Genomic DNA, 14,511 nt, shown 5'->3' with positions numbered 1-14,511 from the left:
ACGTATGTCCAGAATCAATAAGTTCGTACTTACAGTCAGTCTGCTGATTTTTATCATGATTTCAGCAGTTGCCTGCGGGATCTACACTCAAATGGTAAAGGAACGGGTGTATGGCCTGAAACAGTCCGTTATTGATACTGCTTTTGCGGTGGCAAATATTGCTGAATATCGGCGTAGCGTGGCAATTGATCTCATCAACACGCTAAATCCCACGGAGGAACAGCTGTTGGTTGGCTTGCGCACAGCTTACGCCGACTCGGTTTCACCCTCTTATTTGTACGATGTCGGTCCTTATCTGATTTCCAGTGACGAATGTATTCAGGTAAAGGAGTTCGAGAAAAATTATTGTGCAGATATTATGCAGGTTGTTAAGTATCGACATGTCAAAAATACAGGGTTTATCTCTTTTGACGGTAAAACCTTCGTCTATTACCTCTATCCGGTAACTCACAATCGCAGTCTGATATTTTTGCTTGGTCTGGAGCGTTTTTCTTTACTGTCAAAATCGCTGGCGATGGATAGCGAGAACCTGATGTTCTCTCTGTTTAAGAACGGTAAACCGGTGACCGGTGATGAATATAATGCTAAAAACGCCATCTTCACCGTTTCGGAAGCAATGGAGCACTTCGCCTATTTGCCGACCGGATTGTACGTATTTTCGTATAAAAAAGACGTTTATTTTCAGGTATGTATGTTGATTATTTTCTTTGCTGCATTGGTGGCAGTGATATCGGGTGCTAGCTGCCTTTATCTGGTGCGCAGAGTGATTAATCGTGGCATTGTGGAGAAAGAAGCCATTATTAATAACCATTTTGAACGCGTCCTGGACGGTGGGCTTTTCTTCTCGGCTGCCGATGTCAAAAAACTCTACAGTATGTATAACTCGGCGTTTCTGGACGACCTGACCAAAGCAATGGGCAGAAAATCCTTTGATGAAGATTTAAAAGCCCTGCCGGAAAAAGGGGGCTATCTGTGTCTTTTTGATGTCGATAAATTCAAAAACATTAACGACACCTTCGGTCATTTGCTGGGCGATGAAGTGTTGATGAAAGTGGTGAAAATCCTTAAATCACAAATCCCGGTAGATAAAGGTAAAGTCTACCGCTTCGGCGGTGACGAATTTGCGGTGATTTATACTGGCGGAACGCTGGAGGAGTTGCTATCGATTCTAAAAGAAATCGTCCATTTCCAGGTGGGGAGTATTAACTTGAGCACCAGTATCGGTGTAGCGCATTCAAATGAATGTACCACCGTTGAACGTTTGAAAATGCTGGCGGATGAGCGGCTGTATAAGAGTAAGAAAAACGGCAGGGCGCAGATTAGCTGGCAGTAATCATTATTAGCAGGCAGGGCAAATGATGTTGCCCTGCCTGAATTAATTAAACCCGGCTACCCCACAAATCGTACTCATCGGCGTGCTCGACTTTCACTCGCAGGATATCACCCGGCTTAACGTTAGTTTCACCATTGAGATAAACCGCGCCGTCGATTTCTGGTGCATCTGCCATGCTGCGGCCAATCGCGCCTTCTTCGTCCACTTCGTCGATAATCACCAGAATTTCACGGCCCACTTTCTCTTGCAGGCGCTCGGCGGAAATCTGCTGCTGTAGCTGCATGAAACGGTTCCAGCGTTCTTCTTTCACTTCTTCCGGAACCTGGTCAGGCAGGGCATTGGCGTCTGCACCTTCAACCGGGCTGTATTTAAAGCAGCCAACGCGATCCAGACGTGCTTCTTTCAGGAAATCGAGTAGCATCTGGAAATCTTCTTCCGTCTCGCCAGGGAAGCCGACAATAAAGGTTGAGCGCAGGGTCAGTTCCGGGCAGATTTCGCGCCACTGTTTGATGCGCGCCAGTTGGCGATCTACAGAACCCGGACGCTTCATCAGTTTGAGAATGCGCGGGCTGGCGTGTTGCAACGGGATATCCAGATACGGCAGGATTTTGCCTTCCGCCATCAGTGGGATGACGTCGTCCACGTGTGGATAAGGGTAAACGTAGTGCAGACGTGTCCAGATCCCCAGTTTCGATAACTGTTCACACAGGCTGACCATGCTGGTTTTTACCGGCTCGCCGTTGTGGAAGCCAGTACGATGTTTAACATCAACGCCATAGGCGGAAGTATCCTGCGAGATCACCAGAATCTCTTTAACGCCCGCATCAACCAGTCGTTTCGCTTCACTTAACACTTCGCCAATCGGACGGCTCACCAGATCGCCGCGCATAGACGGAATAATGCAGAAGGTGCAGCGGTGGTTACAGCCTTCAGAAATTTTCAGATAGGCATAATGACGCGGCGTCAGTTTCACACCTTGTTCTGGCACCAGGCTCAGGAATGGGTTGTGTTTCGGTTTTGGTACGTAGTGATGAACGTGCTCAAGAACCTGCTCATAGCTATGAGGCCCGGTGATTTCCAGCACTTTCGGGTGGACTTCGCGGATCTGATCTTCTTTCGCCCCCAGACAACCGGTCACAATTACCTTGCCGTTTTCATTCAACGCTTCGCCAATGGCTTCCAGTGATTCTTGTACCGCGCTGTCAATAAAGCCGCAGGTATTGACGATCACCATGTCCGCATCGTCATAGCTCGGTACCACGTCATAACCTTCGGTGCGTAGTTCGGTGAGAATTCGCTCTGAATCGACAAGGTTTTTCGGACAGCCAAGGGAAACAAAGCCGATTTTCGGCTGGGGAGTTACTTTGCTCATAGCTTAAAAAATATTCAGTTACAGGAAAGGTCAGGGCAGGGATTCTACAGAGTTCTGGATAAAATTTGTATCGCAATCTCATTCGCTGGCGGAGGCGAAGGAAATGTAAATTTTGTTAATTCGGGGTGAAGAATTGATCCTGGACAGCATTTTGCTCAATAAATAGCCATACTATTTAATTGCAACAAGGCTGGAAAGAGGAGGATCGAAGTATGTTCGTTGACAGACAGCGAATCGATCTGCTGAACCGGTTGATCGACGCACGCGTTGACCTCGCTGCATACGTGCAACTGAGGAAGGCAAAAGGATACATGTCCGTCAGCGAAAGCAATCATCTACGAGATAACTTTTTTAAACTGAATCGCGAACTGCACGATAAATCGCTGCGGTTGAATCTTCATCTGGATCAGGAAGAGTGGAGTGCTCTTCATCATGCTGAAGAAGCATTAGCGACAGCCGCAGTATGTTTGATGAGTGGGCACCATGATTGCCCGACTGTTATTACCGTCAACGCCGATAAGCTTGAAAATTGTCTGATGAGCTTAACGCTGAGTATCCAGAGCCTGCAGAAACACGCCATGCTTGAGAAGGCCTGAAAACAAAGGGGGAGAAAGCGTCTCCCCCTTCATATTTAAGTTTTTGTAAAAATGAATTTGTTATCGCCTTCACTGACTACGCTTTAAGCCAGAGTCAATCCGGAGGCGTTATGCAGAGACAATCCTTTTTCCTTGTGCCCCTTATCTGTCTTTCTTCTGCTCTCTGGGCAGCTCCTGCAACGGTAAATGTCGAAGTATTGCAAGACAAACTCGATCACCCTTGGGCGCTGGCCTTTTTACCCGATAATCACGGCATGTTAATCACCCTGCGCGGCGGTGAGTTGCGTCGCTGGCAAGCAGGAAAAGGATTATCTGCGCCGCTTTCCGGAGTGCCGGAAGTTTGGGCGCACGGGCAGGGCGGCTTAATGGATGTGGCTTTAGCGCCTGATTTTGCCCAGTCGCGCCGCATCTGGTTAAGTTATTCCGAAGTTGGCGATGATGGCAAAGCCGGAACTGCTGTGGGTTATGGCCGCTTAAGTGATGATCTCTCAAAAGTGACCGACTTCCGCACCGTCTTTCGCCAGATGCCAAAACTGTCTACCGGCAACCATTTTGGCGGGCGGCTGGTATTCGACGGTAAAGGTTATCTTTTTATTGCTCTGGGCGAAAACAATCAGCGCCCGACGGCGCAGGATCTGGATAAATTACAGGGCAAATTGGTGCGTCTTACTGACCAGGGCGAGATCCCGGATGATAATCCTTTTGCCAGGAGATCCGGTGCGCGCGCCGAGATCTGGTCTTATGGTATTCGTAACCCGCAAGGAATGGCGATGAATCCGTGGAGTAATGCACTGTGGCTGAATGAACATGGCCCCCGCGGTGGTGATGAAATTAATATTCCGCAAAAAGGCAAAAACTACGGCTGGCCGCTGGCAACCTGGGGAATCAACTATTCGGGCTTTAAGATACCGGAAGCGAAAGGGGAGATCGTCGCCGGGACCGAGCAACCTGTTTTTTACTGGAAAGATTCGCCCGCCGTGAGCGGCATGGCCTTCTATAACAGCGATAAATTCCCCCAGTGGCAGCAAAAATTATTTATTGGCGCGCTGAAAGATAAAGATGTCATTGTGATGAGCGTCAACGGCGACAAAGTGACAGAAGATGGCCGTATTTTAACGGACAGAGGGCAGCGAATTCGTGATGTTCGCACTGGACCCGACGGTTATTTATACGTTCTCACCGACGAGTCCAGTGGGGAATTACTTAAAGTTAGCCCACGCAATTAGCTAACGGGAATCATCACCACTTTGCGCACTGCGGGGCGTTCAGTGAGTTGCTGATACCAGCGTTGCAGATTTGGACGCGGTGTCCAGGTCAGGCCAACGTTAAACAAATTGTAGATGAACGGTGCGACAGCGATATCGCCCACACCAAACTCGTCGCCGGAGAACCATTTTACTTTTGCCAGTTCCGCATCGAGCAGGGCAAACAGGGCGTCGCACTCTTTACAACTGGCATCAATGGCGGCCTGATCGCGCTCTTCCGGTGGTGTTCTGACTAATCCCATCAGGATCCCGCGATGGGCATTGCTGAGCGTCTGGTTTGCCCAGTCCATCCATTTTTCCGCTTCTGCACGGCGTGCCGGTGAGTCGATCCACAGGCGGTTTTGCCCATACTGTGCCGCCAGATAGCGGACAATGGCGTTTGATTCCCAAAGGATGAGATCACTTTCGTCGTCACGCAACAACGGCACCAGCCCGTTAGGGTTCATCGCCAGAAAATCAGCATCGTGGTTTACCCCAAACTCACGGCCCGCGAGAATTTGCTCATAAGGTAGTTCCAGTTCTTCGAGCGTCAGCAATACTTTTTTTACGTTGGTTGAATTATTCCGACCCCACAGCGTAATCATACTTACCCCTTTTCAGACAGGCAGCCACAGGCTGAACAGGACTTTGATGGTGAAGTAAAGTTAACTTTTAAGCAACAGCTGGCAAAAAAATGACGGCAGAAGCAGCGAAGCGGCAGGATATTGCATAAACTTTAAAAACTTTACCAACTTACGGTTTCTTTAAGTTTGTGTGTGCGTTATTAATCACCGAACGTATCATACGGCGATATAACGTATTTTTTTTGAATGGATACTCGGGTGGCATTTATGACGCAATACTCCTCTCTCCTTCGTGGTCTTGCAGCGGGTTCTGCATTTTTATTCCTTTTTGCCCCAACGGCATTCGCGGCGGAACAAACCGTTGAAGCGCCGAGCGTGGATGCGCGTGCATGGATTTTAATGGATTACGCCAGCGGTAAAGTGCTGGCAGAAGGCAATGCGGATGAGAAACTGGACCCCGCGAGCCTGACTAAAATCATGACCAGCTATGTGGTTGGGCAGGCGCTTAAGGCCGATAAGATTAAACTCACCGATATGGTGACGGTCGGTAAAGATGCCTGGGCGACGGGAAACCCGGCACTGCGTGGTTCGTCGGTAATGTTCCTTAAACCGGGCGATCAGGTTTCGGTGGCAGACTTGAACAAAGGCGTGATTATCCAGTCCGGTAATGACGCCTGTATTGCGCTGGCTGATTACGTTGCCGGGAGCCAGGAGTCATTTATTGGTTTGATGAATGGTTATGCCAAAAAACTGGGGCTGACCAACACGACCTTCCAGACGGTGCACGGTCTGGATGCGCCGGGGCAGTTCAGTACCGCGCGCGATATGGCATTGCTGGGTAAAGCATTGATCCACGATGTGCCAGAAGAGTACGCCATTCATAAAGAGAAAGAGTTCACCTTCAACAAAATTCGTCAGCCTAACCGTAACCGTCTGCTGTGGAGCAGCAATCTGAATGTTGATGGCATGAAGACAGGAACCACGGCAGGCGCGGGATATAATCTGGTTGCTTCTGCTACCCAGGGCGATATGCGTTTAATCTCCGTAGTGCTGGGGGCGAAAACTGACCGTATCCGTTTTAATGAGTCTGAGAAATTATTGACCTGGGGTTTCCGCTTCTTTGAAACCGTGACGCCAATTAAACCTGATGCCACCTTTGTGACTCAGCGCGTCTGGTTTGGTGATAAGAGCGAAGTGAATCTCGGGGCAGGCGAAGCGGGATCCGTGACCATACCGCGTGGGCAGCTGAAAAACCTGAAAGCGAGTTATACGTTAACGGAACCGCAGCTTACCGCACCGCTGAAAAAAGGTCAGGTTGTCGGCACCATTGATTTCCAGCTTAACGGTAAATCCATTGAGCAGCGTCCGCTGATCGTGATGGAAAATGTGGAAGAGGGCGGATTCTTTGGTCGGATGTGGGATTTCGTGATGATGAAATTCCATCAGTGGTTCGGCAGCTGGTTCTCTTAATCTTCTGATAACCGGATGGCGCGAAACGTCATCCGGTTATTCGTTGTTAATACATCAACTTAATACGCTGCGTCTGCGCGTACTTCACATACTCATCTTCCGGGCAACAATCGCTCACTACAATATCAAAGCGTTTCAGGTCACCCATGCGTGCCGGACGCACCTTGCCAAATTTACTGTGGTCGACAACCAGCACATGCTTTTGCGCCATCGACATGGCCCAGTGTTTTACCGGCAACTCTTCAAGATTAAAACAGGTAGCGCCCTTACTGACATGCACCCCCGCCGCGGAATAAAAAGCGATATCCGGGCAAAAATTATTCAGCGTTTGCTGAAAATCGATGGGTTTGAAAATGGCGTTGCTGGCGTGAAATTCACCACCGCAAAGAAACGCGCGGCAATGAGGTTTCTCTTTCAGTGCCAGAAAGGTATTTAGCGAATAACAAATGGCGGTAAAAGGGATTTCATTATCAATCGCTTCAATAATCCACGGTGTGGTGGTGCCACAGTCAAAAAAGAGGGTCTGATCGGGTTCTACCAGCGTCGCAGCCAGTTTTGCCGCCCGGCGTTTTTCCTCTACCAGACGGGATTTTTGATCGCTTAACAGATAATGGCTGGCGCTGCGCGGTTCCAGAACAATATAGCCGCCAAGCAAAACGACGGGGGCGCTGTGGTTATTCAGATCGCGACGAATCGTCATCTCCGAAACCCCAAGCAGGGCGGCGGCGTCTTTAAGATGTAACTTATCGCTGCGTTTTAATTCTTGCAGCAGCTGCCCGATACGCTCTTCGCGACGAGTTTCCATAATCCCTCTGAATAGTTATTGAAGCGAGCCGCTCAATACTACACTTTTTAGCAGAGATCAGTCACGCACCCAGCCTTTGCGGATCGGTAATGCAAAACAGAAACGATACCACGATTGCAGACGTTGATAGAGTTTATGCCCCATCGCTTGCCAGATAATCTGGGCGCTAAGGCAGCCAATCATACCTGCCAGCAATCCACCGAGCATATCCAGCGGCCAGTGGACGCCAAGATAAACGCGCGACCAGGCAATGACGACGGCCAGCACCATTAAAAGTGAGCCGGACCACAGGCGATGCCAGCATAAAAATGCCAGTGCAAAGGTGAAAATCACCGTACCGTGATCGCTCGGGAATGAGTCATCCGCCGCATGATGCAGGAAGTTATAGCCGATATTCTCGACAAAGGGTCGGTCGTGTGGGAAAAGATGCCCCATCGTCCAGGACACTAACAGGCTGACGACTAGCGCGATTGCGATTTTTATCACCAGTTGCCGTTGTGCTGTAAGCCCCCACAACCAAAGTACTGCGGCCAGCAGCGGCACCACGGTAATCAAATCTTTAGCAATAAAAATCGCCAACGAGATCATCCACGGCGCAGAGTCTGGCGTCGCGTTAATAAGAGAGAATAGAGAGAGATTCAAATTTTCCAGCATAACTTCCCGACGCAAAGTGATTAAAAGGGAGCCAATACAGGCAAGTCGTTGAGAATAAAGTGCAGGTTAAACTGGGTAAAGCGGCATCGTCTTATTTCCCTCAAGCGGCCCTGTTTACGGTGGCTGATTGTAACGAGCATAGGTTAAATAAAACTTAAAGAAAGCGTAGCTATACTCGCAATAATGTAAGAATGTGCTTAACCGAAGTTTCAGCTACAAAATTCGCTTTCTCGTTAGCTGCGCTTTTATTAAACTTTGCGCGATTATTATTGGCGAAGAAATTGCATGCAAAATAGATTAGCTTCCGGTGCCAGGCTTGGACGTCAGGCGTTACTTTTCCCTCTCTGTCTGGTGCTTTACGAATTTTCAACCTATATCGGCAACGATATGATTCAACCCGGTATGTTGGCCGTGGTGGAACAATATCAGGCGGGCATTGATTGGGTTCCTACTTCGATGACCGCGTATCTGGCGGGCGGGATGTTTTTACAGTGGCTGCTGGGACCACTGTCGGATCGTATTGGTCGCCGTCCGGTGATGCTGGCGGGAGTAGTGTGGTTTATCATCACTTGTCTGGCGATATTACTGGCGCAAAACATTGAACAATTCACGCTGTTGCGCTTCTTGCAGGGCATAAGCCTCTGTTTCATTGGCGCTGTGGGTTACGCCGCAATTCAGGAGTCCTTCGAAGAGGCGGTTTGTATCAAGATCACCGCGCTGATGGCGAACGTGGCGCTGATTGCTCCGCTACTTGGTCCGCTGGTGGGCGCGGCGTGGATCCATGTGCTGCCCTGGGAGGGGATGTTTGTTTTGTTTGCCGCATTGGCAGCGATCTCCTTTTTCGGTCTGCAACGAGCCATGCCTGAAACCGCGACGCGTATAGGCGAGAAACTGTCGCTGAAAGAACTCGGTCGTGACTATAAGCTGGTGCTGAAGAACGGTCGCTTTGTGGCAGGGGCACTGGCGCTGGGATTCGTTAGCCTGCCGTTGCTGGCGTGGATCGCCCAGTCGCCGATTATCATCATTACCGGCGAGCAGTTGAGTAGCTATGAATATGGCTTGCTGCAAGTGCCTATTTTCGGGGCATTAATTGCGGGTAACTTGCTGCTAGCGCGTCTGACCTCGCGCCGCACCGTACGTTCATTGATTATTATGGGCGGCTGGCCGATTATGATTGGCCTGTTGGTCGCTGCTGCGGCAACGGTTATCTCATCGCACGCGTATTTGTGGATGACCGCCGGGTTAAGTATTTATGCTTTCGGTATTGGCCTGGCGAATGCGGGATTGGTGCGATTGACCCTGTTTGCCAGCGATATGAGTAAAGGTACGGTTTCTGCGGCGATGGGAATGTTGCAAATGCTTATTTTTACCGTCGGTATTGAAATCAGCAAACATGCCTGGCTGAATGGGGGCAACGGCCTGTTTAATCTCTTCAACCTTGCCAACGGGATTTTGTGGCTGCTGCTGATGGTTATCTTTTTAAAAGATAAACAGATGGGTAATTCGCACGAAGGGTAAAAAAATGCCTGGTTGCGCAAAGCAATCAGGCATTTTCAAATTAATGGTGATGGTCATCAATCTGGTGTTCGATAACCATCCCTTCACCTACGCTGGCAAGATGGCGAACATACGGATGCGGGCGGTAAGCCGGAGCTGGCGCAGGAGCCACATAGACGGTTTGCGGCACAGTCGCGACGCTGACTGCTTGTGGAACGCTGACTGAATCAGGAACCACAACCACTTTGTATCCACTCGGCACATCGACGGTGACACTTTGCGCCATCGCCACACCAGTAAAGCCCATTAAAAGCGCGCCCAACAGTAGACAATTTTTCATAATCATTTCGCCTGAAATAATGCAGCGGGTTAATTTCCGCGAATTATGCAGCCTGCATTCAGGCTTTGTGTTGCCGGGCGTGCTACCGTTTTTATTGATCAAAAGGCGCTTCGTGTTTAAGAACTTTATCGATCACATCCAGTACACCTTCATGATTATTGGAGCCTGCCCGGTATTTTGCCGCTGCGACGACCGCGCTGCCGGCATTTTCCATCGCAAAACTAAAGCCTGCCTGACGCAGCATCTCAATATCGTTACCACCATCGCCGAAGACCACCACTTCGCTGTCGTCTATTCCCCATAATTTCTGAAGTTGGCGCAGGCCATTCGCTTTATGTACGCCGGGGATAATCAGATCGATGCTGCCGTTGCCGGTGTGGACCGGCACCATAATATCGCCGATGGTCTCATGTAATGCTTTTTGCACTTGTGGAATCAGTTCATCGGAAAGATTCAGGCCAAACTTAAAGAAGATATCTTCTAAATTATCAAAGTTATCGACGTATTCCAGACGGTGATAATACATTTCCGCCACCGTTTTCATGGCATCGTCATATTTTTTGAGGGTATAGGCGCTATTTTTTCCGCAGGCAATAATTTCCACTTCCGGGCGCGTCAGCAAATGTTCCACGACAGTAGCAAACGCATCCTTCGACAGCTCGCCATTAAAAACATCTTTGCCTTCGCTCACTACCCAGCCGCCGTTTTCAGCCACAAAGGCAATTTCATTAGCAATTTCAGGGAAGAAAGAGATCAACTGATAATATTGATTCCCACTGGCGACCACAAAGCGAATGCCTTGTGCTTTCATCTGCTGATACTGAGCCATAAACCGCTCACGGTTATAGGTTTTTTGATCGCTTAAGAAAGTACCATCCATGTCTACCGCAATTAATTTAATGCTCATCAACTATTCTCCATCGCCGTCTGCGTTTGGGTATTGGGTTTGGCAACGGCTTTCGCGACAATAGCCGCAAGAATAACCAGCGCCAGTACAACCAACATTGCACTACGTAATCCATAATGTTCGCCGAGATAGCCCAGCAGCGGCGGCCCGACGAGGAAAGCCAGATAACCGGTCGTTGCTACCACGCTGACGCGGGTCGGTGCATCGGGGCCGGTATCGCTGGCGGCAGAAATGGTCAGTGGGAAGCCCAGCGAGGCACCCAGTCCCCAAAGTACAACAGACACCCCAGCGACCCAGGCGCTATCGACAAAAATAATCAGCCCAATACCCAACGCTCCCATCAGTGCACTGGCCCGAACCACGGCAACGCGACTATAACGGTCGATGAACCAACCGCCGGTAAAGCGTCCAACAGTCATCCCCAGGGTAAAACCGGCATAAATCAGCGAGCCGGAAGTAGGGCTAAAACCGTGACCGTCAACCATTAATAAGGGTAACCAGTCGTTGGCAGAACCTTCGGCAAAGGCCATCGCCAGTACCACAACACCAATCAGCAGCAACTGGATATCCCGATAAAAAGGTACGCCTTTTTCACCATGCTGGGTGCCATCGGCAGCATTTTTGCCCGTACCGTCAGGGATTGCCTGAATGGCGATATAAATAGGCGCGATGCCTACCAGCGCCGCCAATAAAATGTGCACCGTTGCCGGAACGCCAAAGGCCGTCAGTGCCATCCCGACACCAGCGCCTGCCAGCGTGCCCAGGCTATAAAAACCGTGCATCATCGGCAAAACCGTCTTATTCATTTCTCGCTCAACGGCAGCACCTTCAACGTTTATCGCCACTTCCGCAGAACCAAAACTTGCCCCAAAGACGCCGAGACCAACGGCAAAGAGCAGGGGCGATGTCAGCCAGAGTGCCAGACTTAATATCATCATCCCGATCAATGCGCAGGACATCGTGACCAGGATGACATTACGCGTCCCAAAGCGTTTCACTAACCACGCCGAGCAGAGAATACCGCTCATTGAACCGATCGACAGACCAAAGAGGACTCCGCCCATTTCAGCGATCGAAACAGAAAGAATATCGCGGATAGCAGGTGTACGAGTTGCCCAGGACGCCATTAACAGGCCCGGCAAAAAGAAGAACATAAACAGCGCCCAGGTTCGGCGTTTCAATGCATTACGTGAAGAATTTACGGTCATAGATCACGTCAAAATAAGAAGAGGGAAGACAACATTAGCAAGGTTGTGTACATTTGTACACAATTGCAGAGAGAGGAAATGACATGCGTCGCGCTAACGATCCGCAACGGCGAGAAAAAATTATCCAGGCCACGCTGGAGGCGGTGAAACTTTATGGAATACATGCTGTTACGCACCGCAAAATTGCTACCCTTGCCGGGGTACCGTTGGGGTCGATGACCTACTATTTTTCAGGAATTGATGAGTTGTTGCTGGAGGCGTTCAGCAGTTTTACTGAGATCATGTCCCGGCAATATCAGGCATTTTTTAGCGATGTTAGTGATGCTCCGGGCGCATGCCAGGCTATCACCGATATGATCTACAGCTCACAGGTTGCAACGCCGGATAACATGGAGCTGATGTACCAGCTCTACGCGCTGGCTAGCCGAAAACCGCTATTAAAAACGGTAATGCAAAACTGGATGCAGCGCAGTCAGCAAACGCTCGAACAATGGTTTGAACCCGGAACCGCCCGCGCGCTTGATGCGTTTATTGAGGGGATGACGCTGCATTTTGTCACCGACCGTAAGCCGCTATCGCGCGAGGAGATTTTGAGGATGGTTGAGAGGGTTGCAGGGTAGTAGATAAATTTTAGATAACAAAAAACCCACCAACCTTGAACCAAAATGGCGGGGTTGATGGGCTCCACAAAATGGGGACATCAAAGAAAAGCAGTGGCACTAATTAAGACTGATGCCCTGCGGAAAAGTTCTGCGGTTGTGCAAAAAAATTTCATTTTCAGGGCAACTTCAGTTTTATCCTAATCCTGGCCATACCATGACGATGATTGTCCCTGCCAGCGTCAGCAGGACGTTGGCGATTGCGTAAGTGCCCGCATAGCCCAGCGCCGGGATATTACTGCGAGCTGTATCACTGATGATCTCCATTGCCGGCGCGCAGGTGCGTGCGCCCATCATTGCGCCGAACAACAGTGCGCGGTTCATTCGCAATACATAAGCACCGAACAAGAAGCAGATAACCACTGGCACCAGACTGACAATCAATCCGGCAATCAACATCTGACCGCCAATCGCGCCCAGGCCGTTATTAATACCGCTACCAGCGCTCAGACCAACGCCTGCCATAAACACCATCAAGCCGAACTCCTTCACCATGCTTAACGCACCCTGCGGAATGTAACCGAAGGTCGGGTGGTTAGCGCGCATAAAGCCCAGCATAATTCCGGCGAATAACAACCCGGCAGCGTTCCCCATGCCGAAACTGAATGTGCTGAACTGGAAGGTGATCATCCCGATCATCAGCCCAATAACAAAGAAGGCGCAGAATGCCAGCAAGTCAGTGACCTGGCTGTGAATCGAGATAAAGCCGATGCGATCGGCGATGGTTTTTACGCGACGGGCATCGCCGCTGACTTGTAAAACGTCACCTTTGTTAAGCACGACGTTGTCATCAATCGGCATCTCAATCTGGCTACGAATGACGCGGTTAAGGAAGCAACCGTGATCGGTCAACTTCAGTTGTGCGAGACGTTTGCCTACAGCGTTATGGTTTTTAACGACCACTTCTTCAGTGACGATACGCATGTCGAGAAGGTCACGATCGAAAACTTCTTTGCCATTACGGAAACTGGGATCGAGTCGGGCGTGGGCGTCGGGATAGCCTACCAACGCTATTTCATCGCCCATTTGTAGTACGGCATCACCGTCTGGATTTGCCAGAATCCCGTTACGCCGAATACGTTCAATGTAACAGCCAGTTTGTCGATAAATACCCAGTTCACGCAGATTTTTGCCGTCGGTCCAGGCTACCAGCTCCGGGCCGACGCGGTAGGCGCGGATCACCGGCAAATAAACCTTACGATTGGCATCCGTGTCCAGGCCACGTTCGCGGGCGATTTGCTGGGCGCTGGTCTGTAAGTCCTGATGCTGCAATTTCGGCAAGTAACGCGCACCAACAATCAAACTCACCAGACCGATTAAATAGGTTAAGGCATACCCGAGGCTCAGATTATCCAGTGCCAGTGAGAGCTGCCTGCTTTCCATGCCGGAATGACGCAGTGTATCGCCAGCACCGACCAAAACCGGTGTTGACGTCATAGAGCCTGCTAACATACCGGCCGTCAGGCCAATATCCCAGCCAAACAGCTTACCTAACCCTAAGGCGATCACCAGCGCACTGCCAACCATCACCAGTGCTAACATTAAGTAATTTTTCCCATCGCGAAAAAAAATGGAAAAAAAGTTCGGTCCGGCTTCGACCCCGACGCAGAAAATAAACAGCATAAAGCCAAGATTAAGCGCGTCGGTGTTAATGCTGAAATGTTGTTGGCCTAATAACAGCGATACGACTAAAACGCCAATGGAATTACCCAGTTGGATCGAACCAAGTCGTAATTTCCCGAGACATAGCCCAAGCGCGAGGACCACAAATAATAACAGAATGTAATTCCCATTTAACAATTCGGCGACGTTTATATTCACGGAGGCTAACTTCTTGTTTAC

General features: G+C 49.9%; 14 protein-coding genes. 6 read left to right on the top strand and 8 right to left on the bottom strand.

Translation table 11 applies throughout. The features are described 5' to 3' along the window. Positions 1-4: 4 nt before the first annotated feature. Positions 5-1,333: a GGDEF domain-containing protein gene (locus tag HEN33_RS08640; RefSeq protein ID WP_000086878.1), complete on the top strand. Its 1,329-nt coding sequence runs from the start codon at positions 5-7 to the stop codon at positions 1,331-1,333. 46 nt (positions 1,334-1,379) lie between these two features. Here HEN33_RS08640 and rimO read toward each other — a convergent pair whose 3' ends face one another. After that, entirely contained in the window at positions 1,380-2,705 is a 1,326-nt protein-coding gene (gene rimO / locus HEN33_RS08635; RefSeq protein ID WP_000049367.1) for a 30S ribosomal protein S12 methylthiotransferase RimO, read from the bottom strand. Between the two features lie 212 nt (positions 2,706-2,917). On the opposite strand from rimO, the gene bssR reads away from it, so the two are divergent. Together bssR and yliI are read left to right on the top strand one after the other, a co-directional pair. Further along, entirely contained in the window at positions 2,918-3,301 is a 384-nt protein-coding gene (gene bssR, locus HEN33_RS08630; protein ID WP_000497137.1) for a biofilm formation regulator BssR, read from the top strand. Between the two features lie 110 nt (positions 3,302-3,411). Continuing rightward, a complete protein-coding gene (gene yliI / locus HEN33_RS08625; RefSeq protein WP_176263137.1) occupies positions 3,412-4,527 on the top strand; it encodes an aldose sugar dehydrogenase YliI in 1,116 nt (371 codons plus the stop codon). On the opposite strand, the gene gstB is transcribed toward yliI, so the two are convergent. Further along, positions 4,524-5,150: a glutathione S-transferase GstB gene (gene gstB / locus HEN33_RS08620; protein WP_176263138.1), complete on the bottom strand. Its 627-nt coding sequence runs from the start codon at positions 5,148-5,150 to the stop codon at positions 4,524-4,526. The genes yliI and gstB overlap by 4 nt on opposite strands. Positions 5,151-5,396: 246 nt before the next feature. On the opposite strand from gstB, the gene dacC reads away from it, so the two are divergent. Then, positions 5,397-6,599: a serine-type D-Ala-D-Ala carboxypeptidase gene (gene dacC, locus HEN33_RS08615; protein WP_000195961.1), complete on the top strand. Its 1,203-nt coding sequence runs from the start codon at positions 5,397-5,399 to the stop codon at positions 6,597-6,599. 46 nt (positions 6,600-6,645) lie between these two features. Here the strand turns inward: dacC and deoR are convergent, their stop codons facing one another. Together deoR and ybjG are read right to left on the bottom strand one after the other, a co-directional pair. Next, entirely contained in the window at positions 6,646-7,404 is a 759-nt protein-coding gene (gene deoR, locus HEN33_RS08610) for a DNA-binding transcriptional repressor DeoR (protein ID WP_000450117.1), read from the bottom strand. 57 nt (positions 7,405-7,461) lie between these two features. Then, positions 7,462-8,058: an undecaprenyl-diphosphate phosphatase gene (gene ybjG, locus HEN33_RS08605; RefSeq protein ID WP_105277056.1), complete on the bottom strand. Its 597-nt coding sequence runs from the start codon at positions 8,056-8,058 to the stop codon at positions 7,462-7,464. 285 nt (positions 8,059-8,343) lie between these two features. Between ybjG and mdfA the strand changes: the two genes are divergently transcribed. Beyond that, positions 8,344-9,576 carry a multidrug efflux MFS transporter MdfA gene (gene mdfA, locus HEN33_RS08600; protein WP_088541635.1) on the top strand — a complete coding sequence of 411 codons (1,233 nt, stop codon included), beginning with the start codon at positions 8,344-8,346 and terminating at the stop codon, positions 9,574-9,576. Between the two features lie 40 nt (positions 9,577-9,616). On the opposite strand, the gene ybjH is transcribed toward mdfA, so the two are convergent. From ybjH to HEN33_RS08585, 3 genes are all read right to left on the bottom strand, one after another. Next, on the bottom strand, positions 9,617-9,901 hold the full coding sequence (gene ybjH / locus HEN33_RS08595) for a protein YbjH (RefSeq protein ID WP_000605480.1): 285 nt from the start codon (positions 9,899-9,901) through the stop codon (positions 9,617-9,619). 85 nt (positions 9,902-9,986) lie between these two features. After that, complete coding sequence (gene ybjI / locus HEN33_RS08590) at positions 9,987-10,802, bottom strand: 5-amino-6-(5-phospho-D-ribitylamino)uracil phosphatase (protein WP_001353328.1); 816 nt, start codon at positions 10,800-10,802, stop codon at positions 9,987-9,989. Beyond that, positions 10,802-12,010: an MFS transporter gene (locus HEN33_RS08585; RefSeq protein WP_176263139.1), complete on the bottom strand. Its 1,209-nt coding sequence runs from the start codon at positions 12,008-12,010 to the stop codon at positions 10,802-10,804. Before HEN33_RS08585 ends, ybjI begins: the two co-directional genes overlap by 1 nt. A gap of 83 nt (positions 12,011-12,093) precedes the next feature. On the opposite strand from HEN33_RS08585, the gene rcdA reads away from it, so the two are divergent. Continuing rightward, the gene (rcdA, locus tag HEN33_RS08580; protein ID WP_001295289.1) at positions 12,094-12,630 is read left to right on the top strand and encodes a DNA-binding transcriptional regulator RcdA; all 537 of its coding nucleotides are present in this window, start codon (positions 12,094-12,096) and stop codon (positions 12,628-12,630) included. 174 nt (positions 12,631-12,804) lie between these two features. Here the strand turns inward: rcdA and HEN33_RS08575 are convergent, their stop codons facing one another. Further along, a complete protein-coding gene (locus HEN33_RS08575; protein WP_001024876.1) occupies positions 12,805-14,490 on the bottom strand; it encodes an aspartate:alanine antiporter in 1,686 nt (561 codons plus the stop codon). Positions 14,491-14,511 lie beyond the last annotated feature (21 nt).

It is taken from the genome of Escherichia sp. 94.0001, assembly GCF_013369155.2.
GTDB lineage: Bacteria > Pseudomonadota > Gammaproteobacteria > Enterobacterales > Enterobacteriaceae > Escherichia > Escherichia coli_F.
Note: the sequence above shows the minus strand (reverse complement) of the source record. Positions and strands in the feature narration are given on the sequence as shown.

Excerpts from the sequence above, each read along its gene's own strand:
- HEN33_RS08640 (WP_000086878.1), top strand. The coding sequence starts at position 5 with ATGTCCAGAATCAATAAGTTCGTACTTACAGTCAGTCTGCTGATTTTT.
- rimO (WP_000049367.1), bottom strand. The coding sequence starts at position 2,705 with ATGAGCAAAGTAACTCCCCAGCCGAAAATCGGCTTTGTTTCCCTTGGC.
- bssR (WP_000497137.1), top strand. The coding sequence starts at position 2,918 with ATGTTCGTTGACAGACAGCGAATCGATCTGCTGAACCGGTTGATCGAC.
- yliI (WP_176263137.1), top strand. The coding sequence starts at position 3,412 with ATGCAGAGACAATCCTTTTTCCTTGTGCCCCTTATCTGTCTTTCTTCT.
- gstB (WP_176263138.1), bottom strand. The coding sequence starts at position 5,150 with ATGATTACGCTGTGGGGTCGGAATAATTCAACCAACGTAAAAAAAGTA.
- dacC (WP_000195961.1), top strand. The coding sequence starts at position 5,397 with ATGACGCAATACTCCTCTCTCCTTCGTGGTCTTGCAGCGGGTTCTGCA.
- deoR (WP_000450117.1), bottom strand. The coding sequence starts at position 7,404 with ATGGAAACTCGTCGCGAAGAGCGTATCGGGCAGCTGCTGCAAGAATTA.
- ybjG (WP_105277056.1), bottom strand. The coding sequence starts at position 8,058 with ATGCTGGAAAATTTGAATCTCTCTCTATTCTCTCTTATTAACGCGACG.
- mdfA (WP_088541635.1), top strand. The coding sequence starts at position 8,344 with ATGCAAAATAGATTAGCTTCCGGTGCCAGGCTTGGACGTCAGGCGTTA.
- ybjH (WP_000605480.1), bottom strand. The coding sequence starts at position 9,901 with ATGATTATGAAAAATTGTCTACTGTTGGGCGCGCTTTTAATGGGCTTT.
- ybjI (WP_001353328.1), bottom strand. The coding sequence starts at position 10,802 with ATGAGCATTAAATTAATTGCGGTAGACATGGATGGTACTTTCTTAAGC.
- HEN33_RS08585 (WP_176263139.1), bottom strand. The coding sequence starts at position 12,010 with ATGACCGTAAATTCTTCACGTAATGCATTGAAACGCCGAACCTGGGCG.
- rcdA (WP_001295289.1), top strand. The coding sequence starts at position 12,094 with ATGCGTCGCGCTAACGATCCGCAACGGCGAGAAAAAATTATCCAGGCC.